The organism is Brevibacillus sedimenti (genome assembly GCF_020923495.1).
Classification (GTDB): Bacteria; Bacillota; Bacilli; order Brevibacillales; family Brevibacillaceae; genus Brevibacillus; species Brevibacillus aydinogluensis.
Window position 1 is genome coordinate 3,719,272 of sequence record NZ_CP064048.1, and the last position, 17,185, is coordinate 3,736,456.

13 protein-coding genes and 2 riboswitches are annotated in these 17,185 nt (G+C 58.6%); of the genes, 2 read left to right on the forward strand and 11 right to left on the reverse strand.

Annotated features, from left to right (window positions below; genetic code table 11):
* Position 1 precedes the first annotated feature (1 nt).
* Entirely contained in the window at positions 2-1,306 is a 1,305-nt protein-coding gene (locus tag IRT44_RS18235) for an MFS transporter (RefSeq protein ID WP_409978423.1), read from the reverse strand.
* Between the two features lie 227 nt (positions 1,307-1,533).
* Here IRT44_RS18235 and IRT44_RS18240 point away from each other — a divergent pair, with 227 nt between their 5' ends.
* Both IRT44_RS18240 and IRT44_RS18245 read left to right on the forward strand, forming a co-directional pair.
* On the forward strand, positions 1,534-2,082 hold the full coding sequence (locus IRT44_RS18240; RefSeq protein ID WP_171564314.1) for a cysteine hydrolase family protein: 549 nt from the start codon (positions 1,534-1,536) through the stop codon (positions 2,080-2,082).
* Positions 2,083-2,097: 15 nt separating this feature from the next.
* Positions 2,098-3,735, forward strand: a complete 1,638-nt coding sequence (locus IRT44_RS18245) for a nicotinate phosphoribosyltransferase (protein ID WP_171564315.1) — start codon at positions 2,098-2,100, stop codon at positions 3,733-3,735.
* Between the two features lie 82 nt (positions 3,736-3,817).
* Here the strand turns inward: IRT44_RS18245 and IRT44_RS18250 are convergent, their stop codons facing one another.
* From IRT44_RS18250 to carA, 10 genes are all read right to left on the reverse strand, one after another.
* Complete coding sequence (locus IRT44_RS18250; RefSeq protein WP_212131863.1) at positions 3,818-5,434, reverse strand: glycerol-3-phosphate dehydrogenase/oxidase; 1,617 nt, start codon at positions 5,432-5,434, stop codon at positions 3,818-3,820.
* Positions 5,435-5,602: 168 nt separating this feature from the next.
* Positions 5,603-7,096 (reverse strand): glycerol kinase GlpK, encoded by a 1,494-nt coding sequence (gene glpK, locus IRT44_RS18255; RefSeq protein ID WP_212131862.1) that lies wholly within the window; start codon positions 7,094-7,096, stop codon positions 5,603-5,605.
* A gap of 63 nt (positions 7,097-7,159) precedes the next feature.
* Complete coding sequence (locus tag IRT44_RS18260; protein WP_171564318.1) at positions 7,160-7,867, reverse strand: MIP/aquaporin family protein; 708 nt, start codon at positions 7,865-7,867, stop codon at positions 7,160-7,162.
* A 230-nt stretch (positions 7,868-8,097) separates the two neighbouring features.
* Entirely contained in the window at positions 8,098-8,646 is a 549-nt protein-coding gene (locus IRT44_RS18265; RefSeq protein WP_171564319.1) for a glycerol-3-phosphate responsive antiterminator, read from the reverse strand.
* A gap of 89 nt (positions 8,647-8,735) precedes the next feature.
* Positions 8,736-10,061, reverse strand: a complete 1,326-nt coding sequence (locus tag IRT44_RS18270) for a homoserine dehydrogenase (protein ID WP_230077150.1) — start codon at positions 10,059-10,061, stop codon at positions 8,736-8,738.
* 55 nt (positions 10,062-10,116) lie between these two features.
* A riboswitch (SAM riboswitch) is annotated at positions 10,117-10,226 on the reverse strand.
* 85 nt (positions 10,227-10,311) lie between these two features.
* Positions 10,312-10,419: riboswitch (SAM riboswitch) on the reverse strand.
* Between the two features lie 211 nt (positions 10,420-10,630).
* Entirely contained in the window at positions 10,631-11,200 is a 570-nt protein-coding gene (locus IRT44_RS18275) for a DUF3221 domain-containing protein (RefSeq protein ID WP_171564320.1), read from the reverse strand.
* Positions 11,201-11,408: 208 nt separating this feature from the next.
* Positions 11,409-12,044, reverse strand: coding sequence for an orotate phosphoribosyltransferase (pyrE, locus tag IRT44_RS18280; RefSeq protein ID WP_171564321.1), 636 nt, complete (start codon positions 12,042-12,044; stop codon positions 11,409-11,411).
* Positions 12,045-12,069: 25 nt separating this feature from the next.
* Entirely contained in the window at positions 12,070-12,807 is a 738-nt protein-coding gene (pyrF, locus tag IRT44_RS18285; RefSeq protein ID WP_326838931.1) for an orotidine-5'-phosphate decarboxylase, read from the reverse strand.
* A gap of 70 nt (positions 12,808-12,877) precedes the next feature.
* Positions 12,878-16,090: a carbamoyl-phosphate synthase large subunit gene (gene carB, locus IRT44_RS18290; protein WP_230077151.1), complete on the reverse strand. Its 3,213-nt coding sequence runs from the start codon at positions 16,088-16,090 to the stop codon at positions 12,878-12,880.
* The gene (gene carA, locus IRT44_RS18295; protein WP_230077152.1) at positions 16,074-17,171 is read right to left on the reverse strand and encodes a glutamine-hydrolyzing carbamoyl-phosphate synthase small subunit; all 1,098 of its coding nucleotides are present in this window, start codon (positions 17,169-17,171) and stop codon (positions 16,074-16,076) included. Before carA ends, carB begins: the two co-directional genes overlap by 17 nt.
* Positions 17,172-17,185 lie beyond the last annotated feature (14 nt).

The following is a 17,185-nucleotide window of genomic DNA, read 5'->3' on the forward strand; positions in this document are numbered from 1 at the left end:
CTTACTCGTCCGCTCCCAAGTCTGCTGCTTTCGTCTCCTTCGCTGCTCCGATGGCGACGAGCGAAATCAACCCGGTCAAGATGATGTACAAAGCGACCGGTACCCACGAATTGGCAAACACGTCAAGCAGCCAGGTAGCAATCAGCGGAGCGGTCCCGCCAGCGATGGCTGCCCCTATCTGATAGCCGAGGGACACACCGGTGTAGCGCACCTCTGTCCTGAAAATCTCGGAAAACAGCGTTCCCAGAACAGCCGTCACCGGCGCCCAGAGGATGCCCAGTCCGATCACCGTGGCCGCCGTCAGCCAAAACGCCGACTTGAGCGAAAGCAGATAAAAGTATGGAAACGCAAACAGCATGATCGCCACGGTGCCGCCGATGTAGAGCGGTTTGCGTCCGGCCCTATCCGACCATTTGCCCATAAACGGAATCGCGATAGTGGCCACCAGCGTGGCGATCGTCACCGCGTTCAGCGCAGTCACCTGGTCGTAGTCGAGGTACTTCGTCGCGTAGGCGATCACAAACGTTGAGAAAATGTAGAACGGTCCGGTCTCCACCACTTTGGCCCCAATGGCGATCAGAACGGACTTCCAGTGGTAGCGGAGCGTGTCCGCCAGCGGCACTTTGGCAATGCTGCCGCTTTGCTGCGCGGCACGAAACGCAGGCGTCTCGTCGATGCCGCTGCGAATCCACAGGCCGAGGAAGACGAGCACGGCACTGAGGACAAACGGCACCCGCCAGCCCCACGCCAGGAACTGTTCTTCCGGCAGCAGGCTCATGAGCGACATGGATAACGTGCCGAGCAGCATGCCGATGGTCACGCCCATCTGGGGAATGCTGCCGTAGAAGCCGCGTTGGTCGTTTCGTGCGTATTCTACAGCCAGGAGCAGGGCGCCGCCCCACTCGCCGCCAATCCCCAGCCCCTGCACCAGACGAAGGATGAACAGCAGGATCGGGGCCCACACGCCAATCGTGTCGTATCCAGGCAAAAGGCCGATCAGGACCGTCGCCGTCCCCATCAGCGAAAGCGTCAGCACCAGCGTCTTTTTTCGTCCGACCTTGTCGCCGATATGACTGAAGATTAGGCCTCCCAACGGACGAATGAAAAACGTCAAGGCAAACGACAGGTAGGAGAGCAGCAGTCCCACCACAGGGTCCGTATTGGGGAAAAACAGCTTGCCAAATGCCAGTGATGCTACCGTCCCGTAGAGAAAGTAGTCAAACCACTCGATGGAGCTGCCGATCAGACTGGCGACCAACGCTTTGGTGCCCGTCTTCGGCGATACAGCCGTTTGCGCCATCTGCATCCTCCCTTTCCTCAAAGACAAATAGTGAATGTACCCCGAATGGTAACGCCCTATTGGCTGAATCGTCAATATTTTCACATAAAATGCATGCCTGCATGGCGTCATATTGACGTGGGTATGTTTACCAGGTAAGATGAAGCCAACTTCCGTAACGACAGTCACGACTTGGCATCGTTATGGCCGGCTGGCAAACGCCGCGGTCTATTGATTCTTTCGGGGGGATAGCGATGAACGCCTTGATAGTGATTGACTATACGAACGATTTCGTGGCAGCCGACGGAGCGCTGACCTGCGGGGAACCGGCCCAGCGGATCGAACAGCGGATCGCGGAGCTGACCGAGCAGTTCGTGCGCGACGGCCACTACGTCGTCATGGCGGTGGACGCCCACCAGAAGGACGACCCGTACCACCCGGAAACGCCGCTGTATCCTCCGCACAACATCATCGGCACCGAGGGGCGACGGCTGTACGGAAAGGTGCAGGACGTGTACGAACGGCATGCCGGACGCATTACCTGGATGGACAAAACCCGCTACAGCGCATTTCAGGGGACCGATCTCGCCCTGCAGCTGCACGCTCGGGGCATTCGCGAAATCCACCTTACCGGCGTCTGCACGGACATCTGCGTGCTGCACACGGCGATCGACGGCTTTTACCGCGGGTTTACGGTCGTGATTCACGCCGATGCCGTCGCCAGCTTTAACCCGGCCGGTCACGAATGGGCCTTGAACCACTTCAAAAATCAGCTCGGCCTCCAGGTTTTGGCCGATTTGTGATAAGGAGACGCCTAGATGACACCCTACAAGACGCTTTTTGACGTAATTGACCCGAAAATCTACCGCTTTGTCCACATTTGCCAAACGTGCGGCCAGCCCAATTTCCGCACGACCGATCAACCGCAGAAATGCGCGGCTTGCGATGAGACCCGGTCGTTTGAAGTGCTGCCCTACTACGATCCGTCCCGGGATTACGCCCTCGACGCGGACGAGTACGCGCTCAGCATGATGTACGCGCTGTACAAGAAAGGGCTGCACAAAACCGAAGTGGTATTTGACGACTTTTACCGCAAGGCACCCTTCGTCAAACCGACAGGGGATTACCAGGGCGAGCTGGGCGGGTACGTGGCATTCGGCGGCTTGGAGCAGTTGATTGACATTCTCCAAAACCTGTACTTCAACGAATCGGACATCGCCTACCTGCGCTCCAAAAACCTGTACGACGAGGACTTTCTCGAAGAGCTGCGAAACCTGCGCTTCACCGGCCATCTGGATGCCATGGAAGAAGGCCAGATCGTCTTCCCCAACACCCCCTACATCCGGATCATCGCCCCCGTGATCGAATGCATCTGGATTGAAGCGCAGCTGCTGAATACCATCAACAGCGAGTCGCTGCTGATGACCAAAGGGGCCCGCATCATCACGGCGACGGACGGGCAGACCGTGATCGAAATGGGCAAACGCCGAGCCCAGGGGCGGGACGCTTCCGTCCAGGGGGCACGAGCCGCCTACATCGCCGGCTTTCACTTTACGTCCAATCTGAAAGCAGGCAAAAAGTACGGCGTGCCCACAACGGGAACGCACGCCCACCTGTTCGTCCAGTTTTTCCCCAGCGAGCTGGACGCGTTTCTCGCCTTTGCCGAGGTCTTTCCGGCGAAGTCAATCCTGTTGGTCGACACCTTTGACGTGCTGGGTAGCGGCATCCCCAACGCGATCAAGACGGCCAAGATCATGGAAGAGCACGGACACAGGCTGAACGGCATCCGGCTTGACAGCGGCGATTTGGCCTACCTGTCCAAGCGGGCGCGGGAGATGCTGGACAACGCCGGCCTGTCGTACGTAAAAATTGCCGCTTCCAGCGACCTGGACGAGTACACGATCGCTTCGCTCAAGCTGCAGGGGGCCAAAATCGACGTGTGGGGCATCGGCACGAAGTTCATTACAGCCTATGACAGCCCCGCCCTTGGCGGCGTGCACAAGATCGTCGCCCGCAAAACCGAGCGGGAATGGATCGCGCTGATCAAAATCTCGGAGAACCTGGACAAAATCATCAACCCCGGGCTGAAAAAAGTGTACCGCCTCTACGATCGAAACGGCATGGCCAAAGGCGATTACATCTGTCTGCAGGAAGAGACGCTGGACAACCTTACCGAAATCGTTCTGAAGCACCCGACCAATCCGCTCAAAAGCAAGCGGGTCGTCGACTTTACGGCAGTGGAATTGCTTCGCCCCATTTTCCGAAACGGTCAGCTTGTCTATCAGAAGCCCACGTTGGACGAGATCAGGGACTTCCACCGCAAGCAGAAAAGCACGTTCTGGGAAGAATACCTCCGCCTCGACAACCCGGAAGTATACCCTGTCGCCCTGTCCGACCGCTTGCGGGCGTTGAAGGACAAGCTGATTCACGACAAGCGGCGCCATTCACTGACGTAACTGACAACAAAAACACCCCCTCCGAATCATCTGCCGGAGGGGGTGTTAGCATGACCATTTAACTTGGCGCCTCGCCCGCCTGTCAGGGCGTCATGTCGTGGATCTGCTGCTCCAGTTCGCGGCGGTACGCGTCCGCCTGTTCCGCACTCCAGTTTCCGTACTGCTTCATGAAGGACAGGATCGGCTCTTTCCAGCGCTTCGCCCACGCGATGTCAAACAGCAGACTGCTCGTGCGGCGAAGCAAAAAGTCCACCGGTGTCACTGCCATCTCCTCTTCCAGCGCGTACACCAGGGACGTGAACACTTCCAGCGACATCTGGTGCCGCTTTGCTTCCTGCCCGCGCTCGCGGATAATCGCAAACAGGCGGTCTATATTGCTGCCATAGCGGCGAACGAGCCGTTCCGCCTCCTCACGACTGAGGCCTGCCGCCATCCCTTCCTCTGTTTTCCTTGCGACAAAGGATGCAAAACCTGCGGAGCCGCCCACCTTGCCGCCGGACAGCGCAATCCGGTCCGTCGTGCACCCTGCCTGTACGCCCAGTTCCTGTGCGACGATGTTGACCACCTTTTCCGCCATCTTGCGGTAGCCGGTCAGTTTGCCGCCGGCAATGGTGATCAGACCGCTCGGGGAACGAAACACTTCGTCTTTGCGGGAGATTTCCGAAGCCGACTTGCCTTCCTCGTAAATCAGCGGCCGTATCCCAGCCCAGCTCGCCTCGATGTCCTCCGCCCGGATGCCCACCTCCGGGAACATGTAATGGATGGCCGAAAGCAGGTAATCGCGGTCTTCCACCGTCATCACCGGATGGGCCAGATCGCCGTCGTAGGGGGTGTCGGTCGTGCCCACGTAGGTTTTCCCCGCGCGCGGAATGGCAAACGCCATGCGGCCGTCCGGCGTGTCAAAATAGACGGCCTGACGCAGCGGAAACCGCGCCTGGTCAAAGACGATGTGCACCCCTTTGGTGTGAAAGAGCCGCTTGCCCTGCAGGGAACCGTCTTTTTCGCGCAATTCATCCACCCACGGACCGGCAGCGTTAACCACTTTTTTTGCGCGGATGGCAAACGTCTCCCCGCTGATCCGATCGACGGCCTGCACGCCAACGACCTTGCCGTTTTCGTACAGGAACGACTCCGCCTTCACGTAGTTGACCGGCAGCGCCCCGCGGGCCGCCGCCTCTTTGATCACTTCCAGCGTCAGCCGGGCGTCGTCCGTCTTGTACTCCACGTAGTAACCGCCCGCTTTCAGCTTTTCCTTGCGCAGGAGCGGCTCCATCTTGAGCGTCTCCTCCCGGCTGAGCATCCGCCGCCGTTCGCTCCGTTTCACTCCTGCCAGCCAGTCGTACAGGTACAGGCCGACAGATGTGGCCAGCCGTCCGTACGTGCCGCCTTCGATCAGCGGCAGCAGCATCCACTCCGGCTGGGTGACGTGCGGCGCGTTTTCGTAGACGATCGCCCGCTCTTTGCCCACTTCGGAGACGAGGCGAAACTCCAGCTGCTTCAGGTAGCGCAGCCCGCCGTGAACCAGTTTGGTGGAGCGGGAACTGGTCCCCGCGGCGAAATCCTGCATCTCAATCAGCCCTGTTTGAATCCCCCTTGCCTGGGCGTCCAGCGCAATCCCCGCTCCGGTGATACCGCCGCCGATCACCAGCAGGTCTACCTCTGTCGATTTGAGTTGCGCCAGGTGCTCCGCTCGTTTCATCACGCATCACTCCCTGTTCTACTTTATCGATGGGTCAACCCGAACAGTCCGGAAAAAACACAAACGACCACCAATCCCTCCTTGCCTGCAAAGAAGGATCAGTGGTCGACTCCGTATCTCAGACCATCCGTATGAACTTATCGCGTACAGTATACCACATGCGGCCGATTATTTGAAGGCCATCGCAGCCCGCACGGCTTTTTTCCAGCCGTCGTACAGTTCGTTGCGCTTCTCCTCGCTCATCTTCACGTCAAAGACGCCGTCGACGTGCCAGTTGGCGGCAATCTCCTGCCTGTCTTTCCAGAAGCCTACCGCCAACCCGGCCAGATAGGCTGCTCCCAGAGCGGTCGTCTCGTTTACCTGCGGACGTTCCACCGGCACGCCCAATACGTCGCTTTGGAACTGCATCAGGAAGTCGTTTTTCACCGCGCCGCCGTCCACGCGCAGCTTTTTCAAATTGATGCCGGAGTCGGCCTCCATTGCGGTGAGCACGTCTTTCGTCTGGTAGGCCAGCGATTCCAGCGTGGCACGGATGAAGTGCTCCTTGCTGGTCCCCCGCGTCAGGCCGAAGACGGCGCCGCGCACGTCGCTGTCCCAGTACGGCGTGCCCAGGCCGACGAACGCCGGCACCACGTAGACACCCTCGGTCGATTCCACTCGGCTGGCGTACGCTTCGCTGTCCGCCGCTGATTTCAGCATGCGCAGGCCGTCGCGCAGCCACTGGATGGCGGAACCGGCGACAAAAATGCTTCCTTCCAGCGCATATTCCACTTTGCCGTCGATCCCCCAGGCAATCGTGGTCAGCAGGCCGTGTTCGGAACGCACCGGTCTCTCCCCGGTGTTCATCAGCATGAAGCAGCCGGTGCCGTAGGTGTTTTTCGCCATGCCTTCCTCAAAGCATGCCTGGCCGAACAGGGCTGCCTGCTGATCACCCGCCGCGCCGGAGATGGGCGCCTCCACGCCGAAAAAGAGATCTTTGTCGGTATGCGCGTAGATTTCCGAGCTGGAGCGCACTTCAGGCAGCATCGCTTTCGGCACGGTGAGGTGCGCCAGCAGTTCGTCGTCCCAGCGCAGGTCGTAAATGTTGTACATCAGCGTGCGGGACGCATTGGTGTAGTCAGTCACATGCGCCTTGCCGCCAGAGAGCTTCCAGATCAGCCAGGAATCGATGGTGCCAAACAAGAGATCGCCGCGTTCTGCCTTGGCGCGTGCCCCTTCCACGTTGTCAAGGATCCACTTGACCTTGGTGCCGGAAAAGTAGGCGTCGATCAACAGGCCGGTCCGTTCGCGGAACAGGTCGTTCAGCCCTTTCGCCTTCAACTCTTCGCAAATATCGGCCGTCTGGCGGGACTGCCAGACGATCGCGTTGTAGACCGGCAGACCGGTGTGTCTGTCCCAGACGACAGTCGTCTCCCGCTGGTTGGTAATGCCGATCGCGGCCACTTCCTGGGCGCTGATGTTGTGGTTGGCCAGCACTTCGCCGATCACGCCGACGACGGACGACCAGATCTCCATGGCATCGTGCTCCACCCAGCCCGGCCGGGGAAAAATCTGCGTAAACTCCCTCTGGGCTACTCCCACCATGTGTCCTTCCCGGTTGAACAAAATGGCACGGGAACTGGTCGTGCCCTGGTCAATGGCCAAAACATACATCTTTTCCATCCGTCACATATCCTCCTTTATCGTTTCCCGATCATCTCTGCCTCAATCAGCTTGGGCCGACCGCTATCCGAACAAGGCCTTGAAGACGAGCGCTCCCGCCGTCCCGCCAACGATCGGCCCCACGACCGGAATCCAGGCGTAGCCCCAGTCAGATGTGCCTTTGCCCGGGATCGGCAGAACAAAGTGGGCGAGACGAGGCCCCAGATCGCGCGCCGGATTGATCGCGTAGCCGGTGGTCCCGCCGAGCGACATGCCGATGGCGACGATAAAAAATCCGACGATCAGCGGATTGAGCCCTTCGGTAAACGTGTTGCTGCCGATAGCCAGCAGGCCAAACACGAGGAAAAACGTGCCCAGCCCTTCGCTGAGAATATTCGCAAATGTGTGTCGAATCGCCGGAGCTGTGCAGAATACTGCCAGCTTGGCCGCCGGGTCAGCAGTTTCTCTCCAGTGCGGCAGGTAGTACAGGTAGACAAAGATTGCTCCCAAAAACGCCCCGGCCATCTGGGCCAAAATGTACCCGGGCACGAGCTCCCAGGCAAACGAGCCAATTGACGCAAACGCAATGGTAATGGCCGGATTAAAATGGCCGCCGCTGATGGCCCCGACCGCGTATACGGCAAAGGCGACAGCAAACCCCCAGCCCAAGGTAATCACGATCCACCCGCTGTCTTTTGCCTTTGACTTGTTCAGCACGACTCCCGCCACGACGCCGTCCCCGAGAATCACCAGCATCATGGTCCCGATCAGTTCCGCCCAATACGCCGACATCTTGTTCCTCCATTCTCTTTTTTTAATATTTATGACGAGTCTGGACTGGTTTTCCCTCTTTTGCTGTTCACCTCCACTGGAAGAAAACAGAAAATCCACCTATTTATCCACGGTTTAAGTCCACAGGAACTTAAACACAGGGAATATATAGGTGGATCTCCTGATCTCATCCGACATATGAACTTCTGTAATCAATCTTATGCGGTCGTGAAAGCGTTGTCAATCATTTTTTACAGCTGTTTCCACAAGTTTCGATCGGAGGTGGTGACGGCGATGGCTCCTGCCGCCAGAGCGCTCTCGATCTCCTCCCGGGTGCGGATAAACCCGCCTACGATGATCGGAATTTGAATCTGTTCGCGAATTTCCGTAATAATGTGCGGCATGACCCCCGGAAGGACTTCGACGAAATCGGGTTTTGTCTGCTCAAGGATTTTGTAGCTCGTCTCCAGCGCGCCGGAGTCCAGCAGAAACAGGCGCTGCACCGTGACCAAGCCCTTCTTTTTGGCGGTCGTGATCACCTGCGAACGGGTGGAAATGACGCCGGCCGGCTTGATCTCCTGACAAAGAAACAGTGCGCCGTGCTCGTCGTTTTTCAATCCCTGCACCAGATCGGCATGCAGCCACAGCTTTTTTCCGTGCCGGCGTGCCAGGTCGGCGATGCTTTTCAGTTGGCAGATATGGCTCTCCAGCAAAATGATCGTCTCGTACCGGCTTTCCAGGACGCGTTCAAATTCTTTCATTTGGCGAATGGCCGGCAAGATGGTTTGCGAACCCAGCATGACTTGTCCTCATCCCCTTGAAGAAGAAGTGCTCCGCTTTTATCATGCCAAAAAATCCCGGCGAATGCGATGGGGAGTTGGATGCTAGTTTACAGCCCCGCACTCCCGCCGTCAGCATCTTGATCATCGGCCGCCTCCAGCACGGGATAAAGCCGCGTTTCGAGGCCGAAATCCCGTTCCAAAAGCCCAACGTGCTCCTCCTGCAGTCCGGCAGCGAGCAGGCCCACACGCAGGACGCTGCCCGAATCGTACTGGACGGTCATCCTGCGGACGGAGACACCCGCCCGTTCGAGAAACAGCAGTACCTGCTCCGGCGTCACGCCAGCCGCTGTCCCTGCCAGACAGCAGAAGTCGAGGCCGGATGAGAGGCGGCTGGACGGGACCGCCTCCGGCCGTTCACGCCAAGCGGGATGAGGCGCAAACGGTTGGGTCAGCAAGTAGGCCAGATCTTCCACAACCGCGCTGGCAGTCGGCAATTCGCCCGCCCCTTTGCCGGTGAACAAAAGGTCGCCGACGAGACTGCCTTCCACCTGTACGGCATTGTACGCATCCTGGATGCGCGCCAGCGGATGCTCCAGCGGCACCAGCGTCGGCCGCACGGACAGGTGCAGGCCGCCGTTTCCCTGGTGGGCTTGCGCCAGCAGTTTGATCCGATACCCCAGTTCCTTCGCCAGCCGGATGTGGCTCTGCGAGACTTCAACAATCCCCTGCCGCTCAATGGCTGACAGGGGCAGCGACTCCCCGAACACGAGCTGTGCCAGAATGTACAGCTTGTACAAGGCGTCCCAGCCTTCCACGTCGGAGCTCGGGTCTGCCTCCGCATACCCCAGTTCCTGTGCCCGCTTCAACACATCGTCGTAGGGAAGCTGGGCCTCCTCCATCTGCGACAGGATAAAGTTGGTCGTCCCGTTGAGGATGCCGCACACCTTTGTAATATCGTTGGTTCTGAGGAATTGACGGAGCACCCCAAGGATGGGAATTCCCCCCGCGACGCTGGCTTCATAGGCGAGATGGACGCCGTGCCGGTTGGCCAGTTCCACCAGCTCCGCGCCGCGTTTGGCCAGCAGCTCCTTGTTGGCCGTCACCACATGACAGCCCTTCTCGATCAGCGACCGTACGTAGTCGTAGGTCGGTTCCACGCCGCCCATCACTTCCACGACGATGTCTACGTCGCTTTCCAGAACGTCGGCAAACCGTGTCGTCAACAGCGATGGCTCCACCTGCACGGCCCGCTGCTTCCGCGAGTCGCGCACCAGCGCCTTGACGATTTCGATGCGCTTGCCCAACCGGGCCGACAGCTTCTCCTGCTTCGAACGGATCGTCTTGACCACCCCGCCGCCTACCGTTCCCAATCCCAATAAGCCTACTTTTACCACACTCATGTTTTTCCACCCCGTTTTTTGTTTGTACAACATGAAAAAGCCTTCTTCGGATTCGAAGAAGGCTGGTGTGCATTGTGCTCGAGCCTTCTTCTCATCTCTCAAGACACGCATGTCTTGCAGGAATTGGCACCTGGTCACGCACCGCGTGACGGTTGCCGGGCTTCATCGGGCCAGTCCCTCCACCTCTCTGGATAAGAAGAAGTCCTATGAAATTTTGAAACAGAAAAATAAAAAAACCTTCTCCGACAAGAAGAAGGTCTGCGTCCATATCAATCAAACCCGCTTCTTATCTGTCAAGACATCTGTCTTGCAGGAATTGGCACCTGGTCACGCACCGCGTGACGGTTGCCGGGCTTCATTGGGCCAGTCCCTCCGCCGCTCTGGATAAGAACAGTGTTTAACTCTTGGGTATCATTGTAAAGAATCACAGGTTGTTCGTCAACAAAAATCTGGCAGACCGGCATTTCGCCGGTCGTAAGCCGCTGCAAGTTGACATACATACGAAAAAGGATGGCGTCGTCAGATCGGCCATCCTTTTTCTTGACCAGCAAGGCACTGGCACCTGTCGAACCAACGGAAAAGGCGCTTTCGCCAATACCGGGTTATTTGATTCGCTTTACTTCACCCGTTTCTGCATGAACACTTATCTCGTGCTTCTGTCCTGCATTGAAAGTAAAAACGCGAACGATCCATTCTGATTCGGTGCTCACTGCATCCTGTACAATGAATATATCAGCTTTGTCAGAAAGACTCTTTACAAAGTTTAGCGCCATTTGAATGGCTTTCTTTTGCAGCATGGGATAATGTGGATGTTGTACATCATCTGCAACGACAAGTTTGCTCAAATCCGTTTTCGCAGGATACGATTCCAATGAAGGGGAAGCCGCCCATGTTTCTACTTCCGCTCCGACCTCTATGTCTGTAAGCAAAACCTTGTTATTCTTGCGATCAAGCAGAATGGCATCGTCGTTTACGAAATACCATTCGGCGTCATAGTCGCCATCTCTTGCTGTTTTGTCACTTTCAGCAACCAGCAGTGCTTTTTTCTCATAGTTTGTCTCGATGACGTATCCTGTCAAACCTTTGCGTTCGTTTTTGGGTTTCTCATCCGAGCATCCTGCTGTGAGAAGCAGAAACGCAAACAAGGTTATGTACAGTAATGGTCTGTTCATGATCCCTCCATTACGTTCAAATGTAAAAGAGCATCCACGATTTTTACCCACCGGTTATGAAGTATTATAATGTAAAAAACATGAAAATCAATTACATTTTGGTAACGAACAAAACAAAAAACGCCCCGAAACAGGGCGTTGGTAAAGTACAGTCGATTGAGGTACAAAATTTTTTTATCCAATCCGTTTGGACATGCGTCATGACCGGTTACGCATAAAAGCTGCGAGGGGCTTTGCGCCAGTCGGCCAACAGGCTTTCCTGCTCTGCCGTGATGACGCCGCGCTCGCGTGCCGTCTCGAGCAGTGCAGTGTAGTGGGAAAGCGTCGCGACCGGGATGCCTTCCTCCCTAAAGAGGGCTTCCGCTTCTGGAAACTGGTAGCTGAAGATCGCTGCCACGCCGAGCACGTCGCCTCCCTCCGCCTGGACGGCCTTTGCCGCTTTGAGCGAGCTGCCGCCGGTGGAGATCAGATCCTCGATGACCACCACTTTCTGACCTGCGGCCAGCGCGCCTTCCAGTTGATTCTGCCGCCCGTGCCCCTTTGCCTTGTCGCGCACGTAGATCATCGGCAGGTCCAGCAGTTCTGCCACCCAGGCAGCGTGCGGGATGCCTGCCGTCGCCGTGCCGGCGATCACTTCCACCTGCGGAAAATGTTCGCGGATCACCTCGGCAAACGCCTGGGCAATCCGGCGGCGGACCGGCGGATGAGACATCGTGAGCCGGTTGTCGCAGTAGATCGGCGACTTGATGCCGGATGTCCAGGTATACGGCTGGTCCGGGCGCAGGTGAACGGCGCCGATCTCCAGCAGGTGTCCCGCTATTTCTTTGGCTGTCGTGGTATTCATCCTATCCTCTTCCCTTCGCGTACGTTTAGAGGCATGCCGCCTGAACGGCGTTAACGATCCGCTCCCAGGCGGCGGCAGGATCGGGCGAAGCCGTAACCGCCCGGCCGATTACGATGTAGTCGCTCCCCAACTGAAACGCCTGTTCCGGGGTCGTGATCCGGGTCTGGTCTCCCTTCTCCGCCCAGAGAGGCCGAATCCCCGGGGTGACGGTGAGGAAATCAATACCGGCCGCCTGCTTGATCATCGGTACTTCCAATGGAGAGGCGACGACTCCGTCCAGCCCCGCCTGTTTGGCCAACTTCGCGTAATGGACGACGACATCTTCCACCGTGCCGGGAATCGCCAGCTCCTCGTTCATCGTCTGCTGTCCGGTCGAGGTGAGCATCGTAACGCCGATCAGCAGAGGACGGGGAGCACCGGCCGCGGTCCCCTGCTCCAGTCCTTCCCGGGCCGCCTCCATCATCGCCACGCCTCCCGCAGCGTGCACGTTGACCATGTCGACGCCGTGACGGGCCAGGCTTTTCATCGCCCCTTTGGCCGTGTTGGGAATGTCGTGCACCTTCAGGTCGAGAAACACCTTTAGTCCCTGCTCCTTCAGGTAGTGGACGATCGCCGGGCCTTCTGCATAGTACAGTTCCATACCCACCTTGACGTATCGAATCAGCCCGTCCAGCCGGGCCAGACATTGTGTGACGTCCTTTTTCGTGGAAAAGTCGAGCGCAACGATCATGCGCTCGCGTATATCGGTTGGTTGCAGCGGCACACCGCTCTCTCCCTTCCTAGTGGCGACACCGCCTCGAATTTGCTTCCCTGCGTAGGTGACGCTCTGACTGTTATACCGGCACGGCGAGCTTGGCTCCCGTGCGCTGCGCCGGCATCGCTTCCGTAGAGAACGTGATCGTCTCCAGGACGTGCAGGAGCGCTTTTGCTGTGTCCAGGGACGTCAGGCAGACGGCACCGTTTTCCACGGCTTCGCGGCGGATGCGGAAACCGTCCCGCTGCGGTGTCTTGCCTTTGGTCAGGGTGTTTAACACAATATTCGCTTCCCCTTGATGGATCATGTCCAGCAGGTTGGGCGTGCCCTCGGACAGCTTGTTTACGCGGGTGACGGTCAATCCCGCTTTCTCCAGGTAATCCGCCGTTCCAGAGGTGGCCAGCAGTTTAAAGCCCAGGCGGTGGAAGCGTTTCACGATCTCCAGCGCTTCTTCCTTGTCCTTGTCGGCGACGGTGACAAGCAGCGAACCATGTGTCGGGATGTTCATGCCGGCGGCCAGGAGCCCTTTGTACAGCGCTTTGGCCAGCGTCCGCTCGCGGCCCATCACTTCGCCGGTCGACTTCATTTCCGGACCCAGCGTGATGTCGACGCGGCGCAATTTGGCGAAGGAGAAGACCGGCACTTTCACGGAAACCATCTCGTCTTCCGGATGGCAGCCGGGCGTAAAGCCCTGCTCGACGATGGAGTGGCCGAGGATCGCCTTGGTCGCGATGTTCGCCATCGGGATGCCCGTCACTTTGGACAGGAACGGCACGGTCCGGGACGAACGCGGGTTTACCTCGATCACGTACGGACGGTTGTCGCAGATGACAAACTGAATGTTGATCAGCCCTTTGATCTGCAGGGCGCGGGCCAGCTTCGTCGTCATGTCTACCAGTTCTGCTTTGATTTCAGGCGAGAGCGACTGCGGCGGATACACTGCGATCGAGTCGCCGGAGTGCACCCCTGCGCGCTCAATGTGTTCCATAATGCCCGGAATCAGCACGTTTTCGCCGTCGCAGATGGCGTCCACCTCCGCCTCCGTGCCGACCATGTAGCGGTCGACCAGCACCGGATGCTCCGGATTGACCTTCACTGCGTGTTCCATGTACTCCAAAAGTTCCGTCTTGTTGTAGACGATTTCCATCGCGCGGCCGCCCAGGACGTAGGATGGACGAACCAGCACCGGGAAGCCGAGGCTTTCAGCCGCCACCACCGCTTCTTCCACAGAGGTGACGGTTTTGCCCGGCGGTTGGGCGATGTCAAGGCTTCTGAGCAGCGCTTCAAACTTTTCGCGATTTTCCGCTGCGTCGATGTTCTCCAGGCTGGTGCCGAGGATGCGCACGCCGCGGGCGGCCAGTTTGTCCGCCAGGTTGATCGCCGTCTGTCCGCCAAACTGAACGATCACGCCCTCGGGCTGTTCCGCGTCGATGATGTTCATCACGTCTTCGATGTAGAGCGGCTCGAAGTACAGGCGGTCAGAGGTGTTGAAATCGGTAGAGACGGTCTCCGGGTTGTTGTTGATAATGATTGCTTCATACCCCGCCTCTTTCAGCGCCCAGACCGCGTGAACGGTGGCGTAGTCGAACTCGATGCCCTGGCCGATGCGGATCGGGCCGGAGCCAAGCACGACGACGCGCTTTTTGCCCGTCTCCACCCGCTCGTCTTCCTGCTCGTAGGTGGAGTAGTAGTACGGGGTCTGCGCTTCAAACTCGGCCGCGCAGGTATCCACCATCTTGAACACGGGCTTGAAGCCGTGCTCTTCCCGCAGAGCGCGGACTTCTGCTTCCGTTCGGCCGGTCAGTTCAGCGATTTTCCGGTCGGTAAAGCCCATCCGCTTCGCCTCGTAGAGCTTCTCCGGCGTCAGACCTGCCGCCAGTTCTTGTTCAAAAGCGACGATCCTGTGCAGCTTGTGCAGGAAGAAACGGTCGATGCTGGTCAGGTCGTGCAGCGTCTCGATGCTCCAGCCGCGGCGCAGTGCCTCTGCAAGCAGGAACAGGCGCTCGTCGTCAGCGGTGATCAGCCGGTCTTTCAGCTCCTCGTCGGCCAGCGCGGACGTGCCCTTGATCTCCAGGTGGTAGGTGCCGATCTCCAGGGAGCGGATCGCTTTCATAATCGACTCTTCAAACGTGCGGCCAATTGCCATCACTTCCCCGGTCGCCTTCATCTGCGTGCCCAGCTTACGGTTGGCCGACTGGAACTTGTCAAACGGCCAGCGCGGGATTTTGCTCACCACGTAGTCGATCGTCGGCTCGAAGCAGGCGTAGGTTTGGCCGGTGACCGGGTTCTTCAGTTCGTCCAGCGTGTAGCCGATGGCGATTTTGGCAGCCATCTTGGCAATCGGGTAGCCCGTCGCCTTGGAGGCCAGCGCGGAGGAGCGGCTGACGCGAGGGTTTACCTCGATCACGTAGTAGCGAAAGCTGTGCGGGTCGAGCGCGAACTGCACGTTGCAGCCGCCTTCGATGCCCAGCGCGCGAATGATTTTCAGCGCGGAGGAGCGGAGCATCTGATACTCGCGGTCGGATAGCGTCTGGCTCGGCGCCACGACGATGGAGTCGCCGGTGTGCACCCCGACCGGATCGATGTTTTCCATGTTGCAGACGACGATGCAGTTGTCGTTTGCGTCGCGCATTACCTCGTACTCGATCTCCTTCATCCCGGCGATGCTCTTCTCGATCAGACACTGCGAGATGGGAGAGTATTTCAGACCGCTCGCCACGATTTCCCGCAAGCTCTCCTCGTCTTCGCAGATGCCGCCGCCGGTGCCGCCCAGCGTGTAGGCCGGACGGACGATGATCGGGTAGCCGATTTCGCTGGCGAACCGCACCGCTTCATCCACGGTGCTGACGATCGTCGACTCGGGCACCGGCTCGCCCAGCTCGTTCATCAGGGCGCGGAACTGCTCCCGGTCTTCCGCCTGCTTGATCGCGTCCAGGTTGGTGCCGAGCAGCTTCACGTTTTCTTCTGCCAGCACACCCGATTCTGCCAGTGCCACCGCCATGTTGAGCCCGGTTTGGCCGCCCAGGGTAGGCAGCAGGCCGTCCGGTTTTTCCTTGCGGATGACGCGGGTGACAAATTCCGGCGTGAGCGGTTCGATGTACACGTTGTCCGCCATGTTGGTGTCGGTCATGATCGTGGCCGGGTTGGAGTTGATCAGCACCACTTCCAGCCCTTCTTCCTTCAGCGCCTGGCAGGCCTGTGTGCCTGCGTAGTCAAACTCCGCCGCCTGTCCAATGACGATGGGACCGGAGCCGATCACCAGGATTTTTTTCAGGTCAGCGAGCTTTGGCATGTGCCCTCTCCTCCTTCGCGGTGTCCATGATTTCGAGAAACTGGTCAAACAGGTAGCCGGTGTCGTAAGGACCTGGGGCCGCTTCCGGGTGGTACTGTACGGAGAAAGCCCGTTTCTCCAGATTGCGCAGACCTTCCACCGTGCCGTCGTTCAGTGCAACGTGCGTAATCTCCAGGCCGGTGCCCGGAATCGACTCCGCTTTCACCGCGTAGCTGTGGTTCTGCGACGTGATGTAGGTGCGGCCTGTCGCGAGCTCCTTGACCGGATGGTTGCCGCCGCGGTGGCCAAACTTCATCTTCACCGTGTCCGCTCCAGATGCCAGGGCAAACAACTGGTGGCCCAGACAGATGCCAAACAGCGGATACTCGCCCAAAATCTCGCGGATTGTCTCGATCGCCTGCGGCACGTCTTTCGGATCGCCGGGGCCATTGGACAGGAGGATGCCGTCCGGATGCAGTCGGCGAATCTCGGCTGCGGTCACGTTGTGGGGAACGACGACCACATCGCAGTTGCGCTTGGTCAGCTCGCGCAAAATACCATGCTTGGCGCCGAAGTCGACCAGCACCACGCGATGGCCCGTTCCCGGACAGCTAAACACGCTCTTGGTGGAGACACGAGCCACCTGATCGTTCATCAGGGGAGCGCGGCGGAGCGAGTCGAGCAGCTCGGACAGGGGAGCCTCGCTGGTCGTGATCATCCCTTTCATCGTACCGTGATAGCGAATCTTGCGGGTCAGCATCCGCGTGTCGACGCCGGCGATGCCCGGGATGTCGTACGCTTTCAGCAGTTCGTCCAGCGTCCCGGCGCTGCGCCAGTTGCTCGGCGTGTCACAGTGCTCGCGGACGACGAATCCGTGGATGTACGGGCGCACCGCCTCAAAATCGTCCCGATTGATCCCGTAGTTGCCGATCAGCGGGTAGGTCATGGTGACAATCTGGCCGCAGTAGGAAGGATCGGACAGCACTTCCTGATAACCGGTCAACCCGGTGTTGAATACCACTTCCCCCACGCTCTCCGTCGTCGCCCCAAAAGCGGTGCCGACACACTCCGTTCCGTCTTCCAAGATCAGTCTCGCTCGCATCTTCGCTTCCTCCT

Coding starts and splice junctions, on each gene's coding strand:
- IRT44_RS18240 (WP_171564314.1), top strand. CDS start 1,534: ATGAACGCCTTGATAGTGATTGACTATACGAACGATTTCGTGGCAGCC.
- IRT44_RS18235 (WP_409978423.1), bottom strand. CDS start 1,306: ATGCAGATGGCGCAAACGGCTGTATCGCCGAAGACGGGCACCAAAGCG.
- IRT44_RS18260 (WP_171564318.1), bottom strand. CDS start 7,867: ATGTCGGCGTATTGGGCGGAACTGATCGGGACCATGATGCTGGTGATT.
- IRT44_RS18275 (WP_171564320.1), bottom strand. CDS start 11,200: ATGAACAGACCATTACTGTACATAACCTTGTTTGCGTTTCTGCTTCTC.
- glpK (WP_212131862.1), bottom strand. CDS start 7,096: ATGGAAAAGATGTATGTTTTGGCCATTGACCAGGGCACGACCAGTTCC.
- IRT44_RS18250 (WP_212131863.1), bottom strand. CDS start 5,434: ATGAAACGAGCGGAGCACCTGGCGCAACTCAAATCGACAGAGGTAGAC.
- IRT44_RS18265 (WP_171564319.1), bottom strand. CDS start 8,646: ATGCTGGGTTCGCAAACCATCTTGCCGGCCATTCGCCAAATGAAAGAA.
- pyrE (WP_171564321.1), bottom strand. CDS start 12,044: ATGAATACCACGACAGCCAAAGAAATAGCGGGACACCTGCTGGAGATC.
- carA (WP_230077152.1), bottom strand. CDS start 17,171: ATGCGAGCGAGACTGATCTTGGAAGACGGAACGGAGTGTGTCGGCACC.
- IRT44_RS18270 (WP_230077150.1), bottom strand. CDS start 10,061: ATGTTGTACAAACAAAAAACGGGGTGGAAAAACATGAGTGTGGTAAAA.
- carB (WP_230077151.1), bottom strand. CDS start 16,090: ATGCCAAAGCTCGCTGACCTGAAAAAAATCCTGGTGATCGGCTCCGGT.
- IRT44_RS18245 (WP_171564315.1), top strand. CDS start 2,098: ATGACACCCTACAAGACGCTTTTTGACGTAATTGACCCGAAAATCTAC.